We start from the raw sequence: 17,595 nt of genomic DNA on the forward strand, positions 1-17,595 counted from the left end.
CGCGTATAATGCCCGCCCAGTTTGTGTTGTTTCTGAGAATTTCCTGATGGCGCTGTTAATTACCAAAAAATGCATTAATTGCGATATGTGCGAGCCCGAATGCCCTAACCAGGCCATTTCGATGGGCGACAGCATTTATGAGATTAACAGCGACCGCTGCACGGAATGCATTGGCCACTATGAAACGCCGACCTGTCAGAAAGTGTGCCCGATCCCGAATACCATCCTGAAGGATCCGGCCCACGTCGAGAGCGAAGAGCAGCTATGGGATAAGTTTGTCCTGATGCACCACGCGGACAAACTCTAGCTTTCAATGATCACCGTCGCGCTGGCGTAGTGGCGTTCATCCGCGATCGTCACGTGCATGTGATTCACCCCCAGCTTTTCCGCCAGCTTTTGCGCTTCCCCCCACAGACGCAGGCTCGGTTTGCCCAGCTCATCGTTAAACACCTCGAACTGGTTAAACGCCAGGCCGTTACGAATGCCGGTCCCGAAGGCTTTGGCCGCCGCCTCTTTTACCGCAAAGCGCTTTGCCAGAAATCGCACCGGCTGCTGATGCGCTTCCCAGATGGCCCACTCGTTATCGCTCAGCACGCGCCTTGCGAGGCGATCGCCGCTCCGGGCGATCACCGCTTCAATGCGGGCTATTTCAACGATATCGGTGCCTAAGCCCAGGATAGCCATTACTGACGCGCTTCCAGCATCAGGCGTTTCATCTCTGAGACCGCCTCTTTCAGGCCGCTCATCACCGCACGGCCAATAATGGCGTGGCCGATGTTCAGCTCGTGCATTTCCGGCAGCGCGGCAATGGCCTTCACGTTGTGGTAGGTCAGGCCGTGACCGGCGTTAACCTTCAGGCCCAGGCTGGAGGCATACGTAGCCGCTTTGGCGATACGCTCCAGCTCTTTGGCCTGTTCAGCATCGTTTTTGGCATCGGCATAGCAGCCGGTGTGAATTTCGATATACGGCGCGCCCACGTCTGCCGCCGCTTTAATCTGGGCGAAATCGGCGTCGATAAACAGAGAAACCAGGATACCGGCATCCGCCAGGCGCTTGCAGGCATCGCGCATTTTGTCGAGCTGCCCGGCCACATCCAGACCGCCTTCGGTGGTCACTTCCTGGCGTTTTTCCGGCACCAGGCAGCAGAAATGCGGCTTGGTCTCACAGGCAATGGTGAGCATCTCTTCGGTGACCGCCATCTCCAGATTCATACGGGTGTCCAGCGTCTGGCGCAGAATGCGCACGTCGCGGTCAGTGATATGGCGGCGGTCTTCACGCAGGTGAACGGTAATGCCATCAGCGCCAGCCTGTTCAGCGATAAACGCCGCCTGAACCGGATCGGGATACGCCGTGCCGCGCGCATTACGCAGCGTGGCGATATGATCAATGTTGACGCCTAACAGTAATTCAGCCATGACAATCCTCGGTTTTCTTTTCGATTCTGTGGTCTAACGTTTCGGCACAAACTGCCTGAATAATTCGCGGCTCTTTAAGGGCTTGCCGCCAAGATACGGCTTGAGGGCAATCCGGGTAAAGCGTTTTGCTGCGCGCAGGGTATCCTGATCGGGAAACTCGCGCTCATACAGCGCCCGGAGCTGGCGCCCGGTAAAGGTGCTGTTGTCTATCACGATACTGGCAATGAAGCCCTTTTCTTCACGGTAGCGGTAGGTCATGGTGTCTTCCACTTCGTCACCGCTGCCCGCGCAGTGCAGAAAATCTACGCCGTACCCGAGATGTCCCAGCAGCGCCAGTTCGAAGCGGCGCAGCGCAGGCTCGGGCGTGCCGGTTGCGCCAGCCAGCGCCTGGATACAGTGCAGATAATCGAAGAAAAGTTCCGAGAAGCGAGTCTCATGTTCAAGGACGCGAGAAATGAGTTCGTTGACATACAGGCCGCTGTAGAGCGTGATGCCAGAAAGGGGAAGCGCCAGGGAGACGGCTTCAGCACTGCGCAGGGTTTTGACTTCCCCTCGCCCGCCGAAGCGAACCAGCAGCGGCGTGAAAGGCTGGAGGGCACCTTTCAGATTAGAACGTTTGGAACGTGCGCCTTTCGCAACAAGGCGCACGCGGCCCGACTCTTCCGTGAAGACGTCCAGCATAAGGCTGGTTTCGCTCCAGGGACGACTATGCAGAACGAAGGCGCGCTGCCATCCTTCCATCATACTCGTCGTCTTTATTTACTGATCTTCGCCGTAACCGAGGCTGCGTAGAGCACGCTCATCATCGGCCCAGCCAGATTTCACTTTCACCCACAGTTCGAGGTGAACCGGCGCTTCGAACATCTCCATCATGTCCTTACGGGCTTCGATACCGATGGTTTTGATCTTGGCCCCTTTGTTGCCGATCACCATCTTCTTCTGCCCTTCACGCTCAACGAGGATCAGGCCGTTGATGTCGTAGCCGCCGCGTTCGTTGGTCTGGAAACGCTCGATCTCCACCGTCACAGAGTACGGCAGTTCAGCGCCCAGGAAACGCATCAGCTTTTCACGGATGATTTCAGACGCCATAAAGCGCTGAGAGCGATCGGTGATGTAGTCTTCCGGGAAGTGATGAATCGCTTCCGGCAAATGCTTGCGCACGATGCCCGCGATGGTATCAACGTTCAGGCCGGTCTCAGCAGACAGCGGAACGATGTCGAGGAAGTTCATCTGGCTACCGAGCCACTGCAGATGCGGCAGCAGGTCGGCCTTTTCCTGCACGTTATCAACTTTGTTGACCGCAAGGATGACCGGCGTTTTGCCGTCGCGCAGCTTGTTCAGCACCATCTCGTCGTCCGGCGTCCAGCGGGTGCCTTCAACAACGAAAATAACCAGCTCTACGTCGCCAATTGAGCTGCTCGCCGCCTTGTTCATCAGACGGTTAATGGCGCGCTTCTCTTCCATGTGCAGGCCCGGGGTATCGACGTAGATCGCCTGATACGCGCCTTCAGTATGGATGCCGACGATGCGGTGACGCGTGGTCTGCGCCTTACGCGAGGTGATAGAAATCTTCTGCCCGAGCAGATTATTCAGCAGGGTGGATTTGCCAACGTTCGGACGTCCGACGATGGCTATAAATCCGCAATAGGTTTTTTCTTCGCTCATTCCAGCTCCAGCATTTTTAACGCCTGTTCGGCGGCAGCCTGTTCAGCCTTACGACGGCTTGAACCTGTGCCAACCACCGGTTCACTCAGGCCACTGACCTGGCAATGGATGGTAAATTCCTGATCGTGCGCTTCGCCACGTACCTGCACCACCAGATAAGACGGCAGCGGCAGATGACGACCCTGCAAATATTCCTGCAGACGCGTTTTCGGATCTTTTTGTTTATCGCCCGGGCTAATTTCGTCCAGACGGGTCTGATACCAGTTCAGGATCAGCTTTTCTACGGTCTGGATATCGCTGTCCAGGAACACACCACCAATTAATGCTTCGACCGTATCGGCAAGAATAGATTCACGACGGAAGCCGCCGCTTTTCAGTTCACCCGGTCCAAGACGCAGACATTCGCCCAGCTCAAATTCGCGCGCGATTTCCGCAAGGGTATTACCCCGAACCAGCGTGGCACGCATGCGGCTCATATCACCCTCGTCCACACGCGGGAAACGATGATAAAGCGCATTCGCAATCACGAAACTTAAAATAGAGTCACCTAAAAACTCGAGGCGCTCATTATGTTTGCTGCTGGCACTGCGGTGGGTTAATGCCTGTTGCAACAACTCCTGATGATGAAAAGTGTAGCCCAGCTTCCGTTGAAGCCGATTAATTACGATGGGGTTCATGCGATACCAATAAATGAATGCGTCAAAAATGCAGCACACGAAACCGACCTGAGAAAACCAACGCGGTTTCGTGTGCCGTGGCACCCTTGCAGGGCCAACCTTAAACTTCGGGGGAATATTCTATACACAACGACGGGGGATGTCGTTAGTTCGAAGAGATTTATCGTGGAAATAATTCACGTAGCCGCGAAATAATGCGGCTACGTGTTCTTTTCGTGAGAATTAATGGATCCCGCCAATACGATTCAGGCGTACCCCGGTCGGCCATTCGCCTTCCTGCTTCTCAAAACTCATCCAGATCGCGGTTGCTTTACCCACCAGATTCGCTTCCGGCACAAAGCCCCAGTAGCGGCTATCGGCAGAGTTATCGCGGTTGTCGCCCATCATGAAGTAATGACCTGGCGGTACGATCCAGCTGGCAAGCTGCTGACCCGGCTGCTGGTAATACATACCCACTTGATCCTGCGCGATTGGCACAGTCAGGATACGATGGGTGACATCACCCAGCGTCTCTTTACGCTCAACCAGGCGGATGCCGTTCTCTTTGGTCTCGCCTTTCGGTACCTGGAAGAAGCCGCTGGTCGCTTCGCCGCCGTTACGACGGGCAAAGGTCTGCACAAAATCACTTGGCTCAACGTTTGAGTAAGTGATAGCCAGCGCGTTTTCACATGCGGTACCGGAGCTGCAGCCCGGCTGAACGGTGACTTCTTTCGTGGCCGGATCGTAGGTGACTTTATCACCCGGCAGACCCACTGCGCGCTTGATGTAGTCCAGGCGCGGATCTTCCGGGTATTTAAACACCACGATATCGCCGCGTTTCGGATGACCGGTTTCGATCAGCGTTTTCTGGTAGATCGGATCTTTAATGCCGTAGGCAAACTTCTCAACCAGAATAAAATCGCCAATCAGCAGCGTTGGCATCATGGAACCTGATGGGATCTGGAATGGCTCGTAAATAAACGAACGCACCACCAGCACAATTGCCAGCACCGGAAATACCGAGGCGCCCGTTTCCAGCCAGCCCGGTTTCGGGCCAACTTTCTTGAGGGTTTTCGCATCAATCCCATCGCCAGTGGCTGCCTGTGCGGCAGCCTGACGTTCACGACGTTTTGGGGCGAAGATAAACTTATCCAGACACCAAAGCAGACCTGTCACCAGGGTAGCAATGACCAGGATCAGGGCAAACATGTTCGCCATGCCAACTCCTTAAGGGTTATTTGCCGTCTTTACCAACATGAAGAATGGCAAGGAATGCTTCCTGCGGCAGCTCAACGTTACCGACCTGCTTCATACGCTTCTTACCGTCTTTCTGCTTCTGCAGCAGCTTTTTCTTACGGCTGACGTCACCGCCGTAGCATTTCGCCAGAACGTTTTTACGCAGCTGTTTAACGGTAGAACGCGCGATGATGTGGTTACCAATGGCCGCCTGAATCGCGATATCAAATTGCTGACGTGGGATCAGCTCTTTCATCTTCTCAACCAGCTCACGACCACGGTATGGTGCATTGTCGTTATGGGTGATCAGCGCCAGCGCATCGACGCGCTCGCTGTTGATCAGCACGTCCACACGCACCATGTTAGAGGCCTGGAAGCGTTTGAAGTTGTAATCCAGTGACGCATAGCCACGGGAGGTAGACTTCAGACGGTCGAAGAAGTCGAGTACCACTTCCGCCATCGGGATTTCGTAGGTCAGCGCCACCTGGTTACCGTGGTAAACCATGTTGGTCTGCACGCCACGCTTCTCAATACACAGCGTGATGACGTTGCCCAGGAACTCCTGCGGCAGCAGCATGTGGCACTCTGCAATAGGCTCACGCAACTCGTGAATATTGTTCAGCGGCGGCAGCTTGGACGGGCTGTCGACGTAGATCACTTCTTTCGAGGTGGTTTCCACTTCATACACTACGGTCGGTGCGGTGGTGATCAGATCCAGATCGTATTCACGCTCCAGACGTTCCTGAATGATCTCCATGTGCAGCAGGCCGAGGAAGCCACAGCGGAAGCCGAAGCCCAGCGCCGTTGAACTTTCTGGTTCGTAGAACAGGGAAGCATCGTTCAGGCTCAGCTTACCGAGCGCATCACGGAAGTTTTCGTAGTCGTCAGAGCTGACCGGGAACAGGCCCGCGTAAACCTGCGGCTTCACCTTTTTAAAGCCTGGTAGCGCTTTATCTGCCGGGTTACGCGCCAGCGTCAGAGTATCACCCACCGGAGCACCGAGGATGTCTTTAATGGCGCACACCAGCCAGCCAACCTCACCGCATTTCAGCTCGGTACGGTCAACCTGTTTTGGCGTAAAGATCCCCAGACGGTCAGCGTTGTAGACCTGTCCGGTACTCATAACCTTAATTTTGTCGCCTTTGCGCATGGTGCCGTTTTTAATACGCACCAGTGAAACAACGCCAAGGTAGTTATCGAACCAGGAGTCGATGATCAGCGCCTGCAGCGGCGCTTCCGGGTCACCTTCCGGTGGCGGAATATCACGAACCAGACGTTCCAGCACATCTGGAACACCGACGCCGGTTTTCGCCGAGCAGCGTACCGCGTCGGTCGCATCAATGCCGACGATGTCTTCAATCTCTTCCGCTACGCGCTCAGGATCGGCGGCTGGCAGGTCAATTTTGTTCAGAACCGGCACGACCTCGAGATCCATTTCCATCGCGGTGTAGCAGTTTGCCAGGGTCTGGGCTTCTACGCCCTGTCCGGCATCGACCACCAGCAGCGCGCCTTCACAGGCCGCCAGCGAGCGTGAAACTTCATAGGAGAAGTCAACGTGGCCCGGGGTGTCGATAAAGTTCAGTTGGTAGGTTTCACCGTCGGTCGCTTTATAGTCGAGCGTCACGCTCTGCGCTTTAATGGTGATACCGCGTTCGCGTTCCAGGTCCATGGAGTCCAGTACCTGGGCTGCCATTTCACGATCAGACAGGCCACCGCAAATCTGGATAATACGGTCAGACAGCGTCGACTTACCGTGGTCAATGTGAGCAATGATCGAAAAGTTACGTATGTTCTTCATATAGTTAAATAATTATGCCTTACGAATTCCTGGAGGCCGCTGTTCTTAGCCTGACGTTTTTCAGTGCGAAAACGCAGCATTCTACACTACATCCCCGCAACCTGGAAATGCACTTAGAGCCAAGCATAGCGCGAAGAAACGGCGTTTTCTTTTTTGAGATGTAAATAATGATAAAGCCCGGTGGATCACCGGGCCTCAGAAGAGAGCGTCTCGACACGAAGCTGGTCAGGCGCTAGCGCAACATTGAGGATGACAGGTTGCCACTCTTCCCGTGCGGCAAGCTTTGGCGACAGGCCTTTGGCAAGCCAGAATCCACCTACGCCACCCAGTGCAGCACCACACATAGCAGCCACATCGGTGCCAAACAACATCTGGAAAATACCGCCCATTGCAAACAAACCAACCAGCGGTGAGAGATAAACCAGCATCGCGGAGGTCAGCAGACTGCCTTCTGCAATGCCCAGTTCCACCTTCTGCCCTGCCACCAGCGGCTGTTCGCTCGGAACGGCGATCGTATGCGATGTCTGCGGCCCCAGCTTGTTGAGCACGCGACTGCCGCAACCCGCTCTGGACGCGCAGCTGTTGCATGATGCCTTTACATCACAGCTCACCAGCGCAACACCATCCTGCCACGATACGACCGTAGCCCACTCTTTAATCATTGCGCAGCCCTGAATTTAATGCTGTCGGAAATGCGCTTCGCCGTTTGTGGCGGCAATTCACCGACGATGGTGATCTCGGCGTTATCTCGTACCGTGGTACTCACCGTACGGCGCCCGGTACGGAGCATTTGTTCAGAACTGTTTGCCGTCGCACGGTTGATGTTCACCGAGAAGCTAAACAAGCCATCAGAATAAAGGCGCGATTCGACCGGTGTTTCAATGGTTGGCAACTGGCGACGGCTACTGGAGACTTCACTAAATCCTTGCGGGATCCAGGAAGGAACCCAGTTGAAGTTCACAGAATCACCGGCAGGAACAGAAAGCAGCGGTGGCAGGCTGGCTTTGGCCAGATTCTGCATGCTATTGCCCACCTGATTATTCACGCTGAAGGAGATGACGCGGAACTGTTCCAGCGTTTCACCGTCGCGGTCGAGCAGGTCAACGCGCATAGGCAGCTTGGTTTCAGCATCGATCCAGACGATGTAGCTGTAGCGCGTACCGTCTCTGGCGACAACGCGGATAACCTCGCAGAGTCTGTCGGCAATGCGGGTTTTACCTACCGCGATAAAATCGTAGAAAGGCGCCAGACGCTTGAAATCGGTATAGATAAGCGATGGCAAGGAATCAACGATGTAGTCGCCATTCAGAGTGAAAGGTTCCAGGCCAGGTTCAAAGTAGCTGATTTCGTTGCCACGCTGAACCACTTCCCGGCGTGGGCCATCCATCTGTAAAAGTTGGGCGAGCGGCTGGTTATCAAGACGGGCGTGGCGATAGCGTAAGGATTCGACGCCCTGCTTATTGATGCTGATAAATGCCAACTCGTAATTGAGTGACTGGCTGGCCAGATTCATTTGCTGCAACAACGCCCCGGATGAAACATCAGCCGAGGCGTTGGCAGAGAAGAACAGGCTACCTGTCATCAGAGACATGGCGAACCAAAGTTGCTTCATTACTGCGATTGCGTTCCTAAAGTTTGGTTTCCGGGCACTTGCACAGCAGCCTGCTGGGTTTGTGCCTGCTCAAACTGAAGCTGTTCGGAGTGCAGACGGCGCTGCAACTCATAATCCTGCAACATCGCATTGATGCGACGGCGCTGCTCTTGAACCTGCTGTTGCTGACCGCCGCTTGCGGAAGCATCTGCCGGTACGCCCAGGCTAACCGGGCTGGCTTTGCCCATCATCGGCAGTGTATTAAACACTGGCGCTTCAGGCTGCTGATTGGCTTCAGACTGAGTGTTATAGTGCTGGACGCCAACGATAACTGCAAGCGATACGCAAGCAGCCACACCCATTTGGGTAAGCTGGCTGGCCCACGGACGCACCTTTTGCCAGAACGGCATTTTCTGCCACTGGTGAGGCGCGGGCTGAGCTTCAGGAATCAGCGGAGTGGTCTGATGTACTGGCTCGTTCTCGATGGCCGCCATGACGCGGGCCGAGATATCGAAATGGAGAACCTCGCCGGTATCACCACGTAGGGTGTCACGGATGAGATGATAGCTCTCCCAGGTCTCTTGCATTTCGGGAGAATGAGACAGCTCATTGAGCAGCTCACTATCCAGCGTTTCACCATCCATTAAAGCGGAAAGTTTTTCTTTCTGCATGCCTAATACCTTTTCCAGTATCCCGCTATCGTCAACGCCTGATAAGCGGTTGAACTTTATTATCAATTGCTTCTCGCGCACGGAAAATTCGTGAACGAACCGTGCCGACCGGACAATCCATGATAGCCGCTATCTCTTCATAGCTTAGGCCATCCAACTCCCGTAACGTAATTGCCATGCGTAAATCTTCCGGGAGCGACTCGATCGTGCGAAAAACGATTTGTCTCAGTTCTTCTGACAACATTAAGTTCTCAGGGTTCGAAATTTCTTTCAATGCGCCGCCACTTTCGAAGTTTTCGGCGTCGATTGCGTCCACATCAGTAGAAGGTGGACGACGGCCCTGAGCGACCAGATAATTCTTTGCTGTATTCACGGCAATGCGATACAGCCAGGTATAAAAAGCACTATCTCCCCGGAATGAATCCAGCGCACGATAGGCCTTAATAAAAGACTCTTGTACGACATCAGGAACGTCTCCCGATGGTACATAGCGAGAAACCAGACTCGCCACCTTATGCTGGTAGCGAACCACCAGTAGGTTAAAGGCTTTCTGATCTCCCTTTTGGACCCGTTCAACCAGGACCTGGTCCGTTAACTGCTCGCTCATCCGAGGTAATGTCTCCCCAAACCTAAATTCCACGCGCTATCGAAACGCCACTCTAACAGCATTGTACTTTGAGCAAGCACTGGCTTAGAGCGTCTATTCTTCAATAAGTTCCGTCACGCTTTTGTTTTTGTTCATCGCGCCGCAGACCGATCATTTTCTCTCATTATAAGTCTGATCACGATACGCACCCACTTTCTGACAAGAATCATCAACTTTATCGTCAGAAGAGTAACGCAACACCGGCTTTATTTCACCACAAAATCTGAAGCTAACGATCTGCTTCGCAAAATATTTTCGTTCATTTACCTCTTGTTTAGCTCTGCCTTTACGTTTAGTCACCATAACAACATACAAAAAAAACGTGCGAAACCTCTCAGTCAGGTGCTATTCTGACCAAACACTGTTTAGTAAATTAAACAAACATCATGAACACAACGCCAGAACTTCATTGTGATGTATTGATCATCGGCAGCGGTGCTGCTGGTCTCTCCCTTGCGCTGCGCCTTGCTGAGCATCAGAACGTGATCGTCTTGAGTAAAGGCCCAATGAGCGAGGGTTCAACTTTCTATGCGCAAGGCGGGATTGCGGCCGTATTTGACGAGACGGACAGCATTGCCTCACACGTTGAAGACACCCTCATTGCCGGGGCGGGGATTGTAGATGAACATGCCGCAGAGTTTGTCGCCAGCAACGCCCGACACTGCGTGCAGTGGCTTATCGATCAGGGGGTGCTGTTTGATACCCACGTCCAGCCTAACGGTGAAGAGAGCTACCACCTGACCCGTGAAGGCGGACATAGCCATCGCCGTATCCTTCATGCAGCAGACGCGACCGGAAAAGCGGTTGAAACCACGCTGGTCAGTAAAGCGCTTAGCCATCCTAATATTCGCGTCCTCGAGCGTAGCAATGCGGTTGACCTGATTATCTCCGATAAAATTGGTCTGCCGGGCACGCGACGCGTCGTCGGTGCCTGGGTGTGGAATCGTAATAAAGAGAAGGTGGAAACCTGCCGGGCAAAGGCGGTCGTGCTGGCGACAGGCGGAGCCTCTAAGGTGTATCAGTACACGACAAACCCGGACATTGCCTCCGGGGACGGAATAGCCATGGCCTGGCGTGCAGGCTGTCGCGTGGCGAACCTTGAGTTCAACCAGTTCCATCCAACAGCCCTGTTCCATCCTCAGGCGCGTAATTTCCTGCTGACGGAAGCCCTGCGCGGAGAAGGCGCTTTCCTGAAGCGCCCTGACGGCTCCCGTTTTATGCCTGACTTTGATGCCAGGGGCGAACTGGCCCCGCGCGATATTGTCGCTCGCGCAATCGACCATGAAATGAAGCGTCTTGGTGTGGACTGTATGTATCTGGATATCAGCCATAAGCCAGCAGAGTTCATTCGACAGCACTTCCCGATGATTTATGAAAAACTGCTGGGCCTGGGCATCGATTTGACCCGCGATCCGGTGCCCATTGTGCCTGCAGCCCACTATACCTGTGGTGGCGTGATGGTGGACGATCACGGTCGTACCGACGTGGATGGGCTTTATGCCATTGGCGAAGTGAGTTATACCGGCCTGCACGGCGCGAACCGCATGGCATCAAACTCGCTGCTGGAGTGTCTGGTATACGGATGGTCTGCAGCAGAGGATATTACCAGCCGTATGCCGTATGCCCGTGAAACAGAGCGTCTGCCGGCCTGGGATGAAAGTCGCGTCGAGAACCCGGACGAACTGGTTGTTATTCAGCATAACTGGCACGAACTGCGGCTGTTTATGTGGGACTACGTTGGCATTGTACGGACGACAAAACGTCTTGAACGCGCCCTACGCCGCATCACGATGCTACAGCAGGAGATTGATGAGTATTACGCCAACTTCCGCGTCTCTAATAACCTGCTGGAACTGCGCAACCTGGTGCAGGTCGCGGAGCTTATCGTTCGCTGTGCAATGATGCGTAAAGAGAGCCGCGGGCTGCATTACACCCTGGACTATCCCGATCAGCTGGAAACGTCCGGCCCATCGGTCTTGTCTCCTCACGTTCACATAAACAGATAGAACGCCTGGGTCAGAGCAGTGTAATCTTCGGAATAACGCTGGTCTGGCCCACGGATGACCATTCTGTCGTTGAAACACTCCCCTTCTTTCGGTGAGAGCGCCAGCAATACACGATGCGGCAAACGCCCTTCGGTGTCCGAAATGTCGGTGCGTAAACGCAGTTTCCAGCCGATCTGCCGTGCAATCTCGATAAAGTTATTGCCGGTGCTTTCTGGCAGTACTACGCAGAAAAAACCCTCTTCAGAGATCAGCTCAGCCGCACTGGTTAACAGCGCCTTATGATCGAGTGAACCGGTATAACGAGCCCGTTCGCGCTCGGGCGTACCGCACTCCACGCCGGGTTCGTAGTAAGGAGGGTTACTGACAATGAGATCGTAACGTGACGTTTGCTCAGGCGCCCAGACAAGGACATCCGCACACTCAACGGAAAGGCGTGCCGCCCAGGGAGATTCCGCAGCATTTTCACTCGCTTGCCCTGCGGCCTGCGCATCCAGTTCGACGGCATCAATGGTGACATGTTCTTCCGTACGCTGCGCCAGCATCAACGCCACCAGCCCGCTGCCGGTACCGATATCAAGAATACGCTTAACACCTGCGACAGGCGCCCAGGCACCCAGTAAAATACCGTCTGTACCGACTTTCATCGCACAGCGATCGTGCGCCACAAAAAACTGCTTAAACGTAAAACCATCGCGGCGCAACTGCGCTTTGAGTTGAGACATGTCAGGGCAACCTTCTAAGTGAAACTGGAGTAGCATAGGGGAAAGCGAAGTGGTCGAAAAGCGATATCCATACAAACAGATGAAGATTACAGCCGTAACGTCTATAATCAGCGCCCCACACAGAGGTAGAACATGACTGTAACGACTTTTTCCGAACTTGAACTCGATGAAAGCCTGCTCAATGCACTTGAGAGCAAAGGCTTTACACGCCCGACCGCCATTCAGGCCGCGGCCATTCCGCCAGCGCTTGAGGGCCGCGATGTGCTCGGTTCTGCGCCAACCGGCACGGGGAAAACAGCAGCCTACTTGCTGCCTGTCTTGCAGCACCTGCTCGATTTCCCACGTAAAAAATCAGGCCCACCGCGAATTTTAATTCTGACGCCTACGCGCGAACTGGCAATGCAGGTTGCCGATCACGCGCGTGAACTCGCGGCAAATACTCATCTGGATATCGCCACCATCACCGGCGGCGTTGCGTATATGAACCACGCCGAAGTGTTCAGCGAAAACCAGGACATCGTCGTTGCGACGACCGGTCGCCTGCTGCAGTACATTAAAGAAGAGAACTTCGACTGCCGCGCGGTTGAAACGCTGATCCTCGACGAAGCCGACCGTATGCTGGACATGGGCTTCGCGCAGGATATCGAGCACATTGCCGGGGAAACGCGCTGGCGTAACCAGACGATGCTGTTTTCTGCCACCCTCGAAGGGGAAGCGATCAAAGACTTCGCAGAGCGTCTGCTGGAAGATCCGGTGGAAGTCTCGGCGACGCCGTCCACCCGTGAGCGTAAGAAGATCCACCAGTGGTACTACCGCGCGGACAACCTCGAGCACAAAGTAGAATTGCTGAAACACCTGCTGAAGCAGGAAGATGCTCTGCGCACCATCGTGTTTGTGCGTAAGCGCGAGCGCGTGCACGAGCTGGCTGAAATGCTGCGTAACGCCGGGATCAACAACTGCTATCTTGAAGGCGAGATGGCGCAGATCAAGCGTACCGAAGGCATCAAACGCCTGACCGACGGTCGCGTTAACGTGCTGGTTGCGACTGACGTTGCCGCACGCGGGATCGACATCCCTGACGTGAGCCACGTTATTAACTTCGATATGCCGCGCAGTGGAGATACCTACCTGCACCGTATTGGCCGTACCGGGCGCGCGGGCCGCAAAGGGATTGCGATTTCACTGGTTGAAGCGCATGACTACCTGCTGCTGCAGAAAATTGGCCGCTATGTTGATGAGCCGCTGAAAGCACGCGTTATTGACGAACTCCGCCCGACCACCCGTGCGCCGAGTGAAAAGATGACGGGTAAACCGTCCAAGAAAGCACTCGCAAAACGTGCTGAGAGAAAAGAGAAAGAAAAAGAGAAGCCGCGCGTTAAACAGCGCCACCGTGACACCAAAAATATTGGTAAACGTCGTAAGCCAAGCGCTGCTGCGCCAGAAACGAAAACTGAAGAGTAAAAAAAAGCCGGGAAATTTCCCGGCTTTTTTATTCCACCCCCGTGGCTGAAACCTTACAGGCTTTCAGTAAAGGTACGCGCGATAACGTCGCGCTGCTGTTCTGGGGTCAGAGAATTGAAGCGTACCGCATAGCCAGAAACACGAATGGTCAGCTGTGGGTATTTTTCAGGGTGCTCAACGGCATCCATCAGCGTTTCGCGACGCAGCACGTTAACGTTCAGGTGCTGACCACCTTCAACGCGCACTTCTGGTTTTACTTCCATTGGGATTTCACGGTATTCGATCTCGCCCAGCTTGCTCACCGGAACGATTTCGTCCTCTGCAAAACCCGCTTTCGCTACGACACAGCGCGCTTCGTTTTTCTCACTGTCCAGCAGCCAGAAAGAATTGAGCAGATCGTCATTTGCAGCTTTAGTAATCTGGATACCTGTAATCATGTGTTGCCTCCCTAGGCTACATTAACTGATGTCGGCCTTCGCGGCCAATTGGTAAAACCATTGTTTCTTGTGTGTATATATATCATTCACACCCCAGTGATTTATTGATTTAAATCAACAAAAACACCAACCACATAAAGAGTGTGGTTTGAATTTATTGTTTTAGATCAATTTCACGCCCTTACCAATTCAACTTGCCCTGCATCTTTTCAAAATAAATTTAGCCACTTAGCGCTCTTTTCAGCGTGTAATTTTGCTCACCGGGGTTAAACAGGTAAGCTAGTCACAGATTGAGATTCGCAGGAGAGCGAGATGACAACACCTTTAACCTGGCATGACGTGCTGGCAGAAGAAAAGCAGCAGCCTTATTTTATCAATACGCTCAGCACCGTTGCCGCTGAGCGTCAGTCCGGACAGACGATTTACCCGCCGCAGAAAGATGTGTTCAACGCCTTTCGCTATACCGAACTGAGCGATGTGAAAGTGGTTATTTTGGGCCAGGATCCCTATCACGGCCCTGGGCAGGCGCATGGGCTGGCGTTTTCCGTCCGTCCGGGCGTGGCTATCCCCCCTTCTTTGCTCAACATGTATAAAGAGCTTGAGGGAACCGTGCCCGGTTTTACCCGGCCAAACCACGGCTACCTGGAAAGCTGGGCGCGCCAGGGCGTGCTGTTACTGAATACGGTGCTTACCGTACGGGCGGGCCAGGCGCACTCGCACGCCAGCCTTGGGTGGGAGACCTTTACTGATAAAGTCATCAGCCTGATCAACGAGCATCGCGAAGGGGTGGTGTTTTTACTCTGGGGATCTCACGCGCAGAAGAAAGGGGCGATTATTGACCGTCAGCGTCATCACGTGTTGAAAGCACCGCACCCGTCACCGCTGTCTGCTCATCGCGGTTTCTTTGGCAGTAATCATTTTGTTCTGGCGAATGAATGGCTGGAAAAACGTGGCGAAACGCCAATTGACTGGATGCCTGTGTTACCGGCAGAGAGCGAGTAAGATTTGAATGTGCCGGGTCAGGCCCGGCACATTAAGAGGCTTATGCCTTGTTCTGACGCCACCACTCGGCCAGCAGTACGCCGGTCGCTACGGATACGTTCAGGCTTTCCACATTGCCTGTTCCGTCGATCGAGACGCTCAGATCCGCACTGGAGAGCGCAGCATCAGACAGACCATCGCGTTCCTGACCTAATACCAGCACCATTTTGCGCGGCAGCGTCGCTTTAAACAGCGGCGTACCGGCATGGCTTGAAGTGGTCACAATGGAATAACCCGCTTTACGGAACTGCTCAAGGGCGTCCAGAACGCTGTCGCCGGTGATCGGCTGTACGTGCTCGGCTCCGCCTTCCGCAGTACGGATCGCGGCGCCGGATTCCAGCAGCGCGGCATCCTGCAACAGCACGCCTTTCACGCCAAAGTGCGCGCAGCTGCGCATCATTGCGCCCAGGTTGTGTGGGTTACCCACATCTTCCAGCGCCAGCACGCAGTCATCGGCATCCGCCTGGCTGACCCACTGCTGCACGGTGGTGCCGTTACGTTTTTTGATCAGGAAGCAGACGCCGCCGTGGTGTTCAGTACCGGACGCTTTGGTCAGCTCGGCATCATCCACCACGTGGTAGGCTTTGCGGTTCGCGGCCATCCAGCGCAGCGCTTCTTTGAAGCGCGGAGTCACGCTCTGGATAAACCAGGCGCGAACGATACACTCAGGACGACTCTGGAACAGGGCCTGACAGGCATTCTCGCCATACACGCGGGTCTCTTCCGCACGCTGGCGGCGCAGCACTTCCGGATCGATAAAGCTCTTACCGCTGATACCGCCGTGATCGGCTTTTTCCGGCGTCTCATCGCCAGGGGCGCGAGAAACGGTGCGCCACGGGGAGGCATTATCACGTGAGAAGTCATCACGCGGACGATCGTCGCGTGGACGGTCACTACGTGGGCGGTCAGAACGCGGACGGTCATCGCGTTTGCGATCGTCACGTTTGCGGTCATCACCGCGGTTATTTCTGTCATCGCGGGCGGGGCGACGGCCACCGTCTGCACGAGAAGACGCCGGACGCCCGCCACCTTTTCCGGTACGCGGATTTTGGGTGCGTTTATCAGAGTCATCATCACTGCGGACATACATCACTTTGACCTTGCCGCTTTTGTTTTTCATTTCGTCGTTCATGCTTTTCTCCACCAGCGCTGCGCGAAGCGCGCAGATTACCTGATGTGCCAGCGCATAGCCATAATTTCGTACAAAAGCCTGTGACTATTGTTCTCATTGAATAAAACGCATTGTTGTTTCAAACAGGCTCATTGATAATATGTAACATATTAGAAACATTATCGGCGTTCTGCCGCTGTCCCACGGCTCTATCAGAGGTTAGTTATGAATACCGTATGTGCCAACTGTCAGGCTCTTAATCGCATTCCGGACGATCGGATGGAAGATGGTGCGAAATGCGGACGTTGTGGCCATGAATTGTTTGATGGCGATGTCATTAACGCGACGGGTGCTACGCTGGACAAACTCCTCAAGGACGATCTTCCTGTGGTGGTCGATTTCTGGGCACCGTGGTGCGGCCCCTGCCGCAGCTTTGCGCCGATCTTCGAAGATGTGGCCGAAGAGCGTAGTGGAAAAATGCGTTTCGTTAAGGTGAACACCGAAGCCGAGCGCGAACTGAGCGCACGTTTTCGTATTCGCAGCATCCCGACCATTATGATTTTCAAAAATGGCGAAGTGATCGATATGCTCAACGGCGCGGTTCCAAAAGCGCCGTTTGAAAGCTGGCTAAACGAGTCGCTGTAACAATCGCGGGGCGCATCTTGTGCCCCGTTCTCGCCTCTGCGAAAATAGGGTTTTTCCTGCATTTCGCCCATGAATGATAACGCTGTCCTTAAATTACGCGCCGAACGCCTTGCGCGCGCCACGCGCCCGTTCCTTGCCCGCGGCAACCGTATCCGCCGCTGTCAGCGCTGCCTGCTACCGCTGAAGGTTTGCCTCTGCGAGACGCTTACCCCGAGTACGGCAGAAAGCCGTTTTTGTCTCGTCATGTTCGATACCGAGCCGATGAAGCCCAGCAATACGGGGCGTCTTATCGCCGATATTTTACCGAATACCGCCGCGTTTCAATGGTCTCGTACAGAACCCCCTCAGGCACTGCTCGATTTAGTCACAAACCCCGACTATCAGCCCATGGTGGTTTTCCCGGCGTCCTACGCGGGAGAACAGCGTCAGGTTCTTTCTGCGCCGCCATCCGGTAAACCGCCGCTGTTTATTATGCTGGATGGCACCTGGACCGA

At 54.4% G+C, this 17,595-nt stretch carries 21 protein-coding genes; 6 read left to right on the forward strand and 15 right to left on the reverse strand.

The annotated features are described in order from the left end of the window. The first annotated feature begins 46 nt into the window (after positions 1–46). Complete coding sequence (locus tag K5E19_RS09825) at positions 47–307, forward strand: YfhL family 4Fe-4S dicluster ferredoxin (protein ID WP_008502177.1); 261 nt, start codon at positions 47–49, stop codon at positions 305–307. Here the strand turns inward: K5E19_RS09825 and acpS are convergent. The 12 genes from acpS to rseD all read right to left on the reverse strand — a co-directional run bounded on the left by acpS (position 304) and on the right by rseD (position 9,701). After that, on the reverse strand, positions 304–684 hold the full coding sequence (acpS, locus tag K5E19_RS09830) for a holo-ACP synthase (protein WP_023294331.1): 381 nt from the start codon (positions 682–684) through the stop codon (positions 304–306). The genes K5E19_RS09825 and acpS overlap by 4 nt on opposite strands. Further along, on the reverse strand, positions 684–1,415 hold the full coding sequence (gene pdxJ / locus K5E19_RS09835) for a pyridoxine 5'-phosphate synthase (RefSeq protein WP_221551053.1): 732 nt from the start codon (positions 1,413–1,415) through the stop codon (positions 684–686). The genes acpS and pdxJ overlap by 1 nt, the downstream gene beginning before the upstream one ends. 33 nt (positions 1,416–1,448) lie before the next feature. Continuing rightward, the gene (recO, locus tag K5E19_RS09840) at positions 1,449–2,156 is read right to left on the reverse strand and encodes a DNA repair protein RecO (protein ID WP_089598411.1); all 708 of its coding nucleotides are present in this window, start codon (positions 2,154–2,156) and stop codon (positions 1,449–1,451) included. An 18-nt stretch (positions 2,157–2,174) separates the two neighbouring features. Continuing rightward, a complete protein-coding gene (gene era / locus K5E19_RS09845) occupies positions 2,175–3,080 on the reverse strand; it encodes a GTPase Era (protein WP_006176722.1) in 906 nt (301 codons plus the stop codon). Beyond that, the gene (rnc, locus tag K5E19_RS09850; protein WP_003860711.1) at positions 3,077–3,757 is read right to left on the reverse strand and encodes a ribonuclease III; all 681 of its coding nucleotides are present in this window, start codon (positions 3,755–3,757) and stop codon (positions 3,077–3,079) included. The genes era and rnc overlap by 4 nt, the downstream gene beginning before the upstream one ends. A gap of 222 nt (positions 3,758–3,979) precedes the next feature. Continuing rightward, on the reverse strand, positions 3,980–4,954 hold the full coding sequence (gene lepB, locus K5E19_RS09855; RefSeq protein WP_221551055.1) for a signal peptidase I: 975 nt from the start codon (positions 4,952–4,954) through the stop codon (positions 3,980–3,982). Positions 4,955–4,970: 16 nt separating this feature from the next. Beyond that, entirely contained in the window at positions 4,971–6,770 is a 1,800-nt protein-coding gene (gene lepA, locus K5E19_RS09860; RefSeq protein WP_089598413.1) for a translation elongation factor 4, read from the reverse strand. Between the two features lie 185 nt (positions 6,771–6,955). After that, positions 6,956–7,432 carry a SoxR-reducing system protein RseC gene (gene rseC, locus K5E19_RS09865; protein WP_126546406.1) on the reverse strand — a complete coding sequence of 159 codons (477 nt, stop codon included), beginning with the start codon at positions 7,430–7,432 and terminating at the stop codon, positions 6,956–6,958. Next, positions 7,429–8,382, reverse strand: a complete 954-nt coding sequence (rseB, locus tag K5E19_RS09870) for a sigma-E factor regulatory protein RseB (protein WP_010434078.1) — start codon at positions 8,380–8,382, stop codon at positions 7,429–7,431. Before rseB ends, rseC begins: the two co-directional genes overlap by 4 nt. Then, complete coding sequence (gene rseA, locus K5E19_RS09875; RefSeq protein ID WP_221551056.1) at positions 8,382–9,032, reverse strand: anti-sigma-E factor RseA; 651 nt, start codon at positions 9,030–9,032, stop codon at positions 8,382–8,384. The genes rseB and rseA overlap by 1 nt, the downstream gene beginning before the upstream one ends. Before the next feature lie 31 nt (positions 9,033–9,063). Beyond that, complete coding sequence (gene rpoE / locus K5E19_RS09880) at positions 9,064–9,639, reverse strand: RNA polymerase sigma factor RpoE (protein ID WP_059312568.1); 576 nt, start codon at positions 9,637–9,639, stop codon at positions 9,064–9,066. Further along, positions 9,636–9,701 (reverse strand): rpoE leader peptide RseD, encoded by a 66-nt coding sequence (rseD, locus tag K5E19_RS24235; protein ID WP_226348011.1) that lies wholly within the window; start codon positions 9,699–9,701, stop codon positions 9,636–9,638. The genes rpoE and rseD overlap by 4 nt, the downstream gene beginning before the upstream one ends. 363 nt (positions 9,702–10,064) lie before the next feature. Between rseD and nadB the strand changes: the two genes are divergently transcribed. Then, on the forward strand, positions 10,065–11,684 hold the full coding sequence (gene nadB, locus K5E19_RS09890; protein WP_221551057.1) for an L-aspartate oxidase: 1,620 nt from the start codon (positions 10,065–10,067) through the stop codon (positions 11,682–11,684). Here nadB and trmN read toward each other — a convergent pair. Continuing rightward, positions 11,669–12,406 (reverse strand): tRNA(1)(Val) (adenine(37)-N(6))-methyltransferase TrmN, encoded by a 738-nt coding sequence (trmN, locus tag K5E19_RS09895; protein ID WP_221551058.1) that lies wholly within the window; start codon positions 12,404–12,406, stop codon positions 11,669–11,671. The genes nadB and trmN overlap by 16 nt on opposite strands. Before the next feature lie 132 nt (positions 12,407–12,538). On the opposite strand from trmN, the gene srmB reads away from it, so the two are divergent. Then, positions 12,539–13,867, forward strand: coding sequence for an ATP-dependent RNA helicase SrmB (srmB, locus tag K5E19_RS09900; protein ID WP_214593652.1), 1,329 nt, complete (start codon positions 12,539–12,541; stop codon positions 13,865–13,867). A 53-nt stretch (positions 13,868–13,920) separates the two neighbouring features. Here the strand turns inward: srmB and grcA are convergent, their stop codons facing one another. Further along, a complete protein-coding gene (grcA, locus tag K5E19_RS09905; RefSeq protein ID WP_008502190.1) occupies positions 13,921–14,304 on the reverse strand; it encodes an autonomous glycyl radical cofactor GrcA in 384 nt (127 codons plus the stop codon). 312 nt (positions 14,305–14,616) lie between these two features. Here grcA and ung point away from each other — a divergent pair, with 312 nt between their 5' ends. Beyond that, positions 14,617–15,306: a uracil-DNA glycosylase gene (gene ung, locus K5E19_RS09910; protein WP_023333064.1), complete on the forward strand. Its 690-nt coding sequence runs from the start codon at positions 14,617–14,619 to the stop codon at positions 15,304–15,306. A 40-nt stretch (positions 15,307–15,346) separates the two neighbouring features. Here ung and K5E19_RS09915 read toward each other — a convergent pair whose 3' ends face one another. Next, positions 15,347–16,477: a tRNA/rRNA methyltransferase gene (locus K5E19_RS09915; RefSeq protein ID WP_023308857.1), complete on the reverse strand. Its 1,131-nt coding sequence runs from the start codon at positions 16,475–16,477 to the stop codon at positions 15,347–15,349. 204 nt (positions 16,478–16,681) lie between these two features. Here K5E19_RS09915 and trxC point away from each other — a divergent pair, with 204 nt between their 5' ends. Both trxC and K5E19_RS09925 read left to right on the forward strand, forming a co-directional pair. Then, entirely contained in the window at positions 16,682–17,101 is a 420-nt protein-coding gene (trxC, locus tag K5E19_RS09920; protein WP_089598419.1) for a thioredoxin TrxC, read from the forward strand. Between the two features lie 69 nt (positions 17,102–17,170). Further along, positions 17,171–17,595: tRNA-uridine aminocarboxypropyltransferase (locus K5E19_RS09925; RefSeq protein ID WP_221551059.1), on the forward strand; the 425-nt coding region annotated here is incomplete at its 3' end.

This window comes from Enterobacter sp. RIT637, assembly GCF_019718755.1.
GTDB lineage: Bacteria > Pseudomonadota > Gammaproteobacteria > Enterobacterales > Enterobacteriaceae > Enterobacter.

What these genes read in the sequence shown, in the direction of transcription:
- acpS (WP_023294331.1), bottom strand. Translation starts at nt 684, where the DNA reads ATGGCTATCCTGGGCTTAGGCACCGATATCGTTGAAATAGCCCGCATT.
- lepB (WP_221551055.1), bottom strand. Translation starts at nt 4,954, where the DNA reads ATGGCGAACATGTTTGCCCTGATCCTGGTCATTGCTACCCTGGTGACA.
- nadB (WP_221551057.1), top strand. Translation starts at nt 10,065, where the DNA reads ATGAACACAACGCCAGAACTTCATTGTGATGTATTGATCATCGGCAGC.
- pdxJ (WP_221551053.1), bottom strand. Translation starts at nt 1,415, where the DNA reads ATGGCTGAATTACTGTTAGGCGTCAACATTGATCATATCGCCACGCTG.
- rseC (WP_126546406.1), bottom strand. Translation starts at nt 7,432, where the DNA reads ATGATTAAAGAGTGGGCTACGGTCGTATCGTGGCAGGATGGTGTTGCG.
- srmB (WP_214593652.1), top strand. Translation starts at nt 12,539, where the DNA reads ATGACTGTAACGACTTTTTCCGAACTTGAACTCGATGAAAGCCTGCTC.
- rseB (WP_010434078.1), bottom strand. Translation starts at nt 8,382, where the DNA reads ATGAAGCAACTTTGGTTCGCCATGTCTCTGATGACAGGTAGCCTGTTC.
- trxC (WP_089598419.1), top strand. Translation starts at nt 16,682, where the DNA reads ATGAATACCGTATGTGCCAACTGTCAGGCTCTTAATCGCATTCCGGAC.
- rseA (WP_221551056.1), bottom strand. Translation starts at nt 9,032, where the DNA reads ATGCAGAAAGAAAAACTTTCCGCTTTAATGGATGGTGAAACGCTGGAT.
- lepA (WP_089598413.1), bottom strand. Translation starts at nt 6,770, where the DNA reads ATGAAGAACATACGTAACTTTTCGATCATTGCTCACATTGACCACGGT.
- era (WP_006176722.1), bottom strand. Translation starts at nt 3,080, where the DNA reads ATGAGCGAAGAAAAAACCTATTGCGGATTTATAGCCATCGTCGGACGT.
- recO (WP_089598411.1), bottom strand. Translation starts at nt 2,156, where the DNA reads ATGGAAGGATGGCAGCGCGCCTTCGTTCTGCATAGTCGTCCCTGGAGC.
- K5E19_RS09825 (WP_008502177.1), top strand. Translation starts at nt 47, where the DNA reads ATGGCGCTGTTAATTACCAAAAAATGCATTAATTGCGATATGTGCGAG.
- grcA (WP_008502190.1), bottom strand. Translation starts at nt 14,304, where the DNA reads ATGATTACAGGTATCCAGATTACTAAAGCTGCAAATGACGATCTGCTC.
- ung (WP_023333064.1), top strand. Translation starts at nt 14,617, where the DNA reads ATGACAACACCTTTAACCTGGCATGACGTGCTGGCAGAAGAAAAGCAG.
- rnc (WP_003860711.1), bottom strand. Translation starts at nt 3,757, where the DNA reads ATGAACCCCATCGTAATTAATCGGCTTCAACGGAAGCTGGGCTACACT.
- K5E19_RS09915 (WP_023308857.1), bottom strand. Translation starts at nt 16,477, where the DNA reads ATGAACGACGAAATGAAAAACAAAAGCGGCAAGGTCAAAGTGATGTAT.
- rpoE (WP_059312568.1), bottom strand. Translation starts at nt 9,639, where the DNA reads ATGAGCGAGCAGTTAACGGACCAGGTCCTGGTTGAACGGGTCCAAAAG.
- trmN (WP_221551058.1), bottom strand. Translation starts at nt 12,406, where the DNA reads ATGTCTCAACTCAAAGCGCAGTTGCGCCGCGATGGTTTTACGTTTAAG.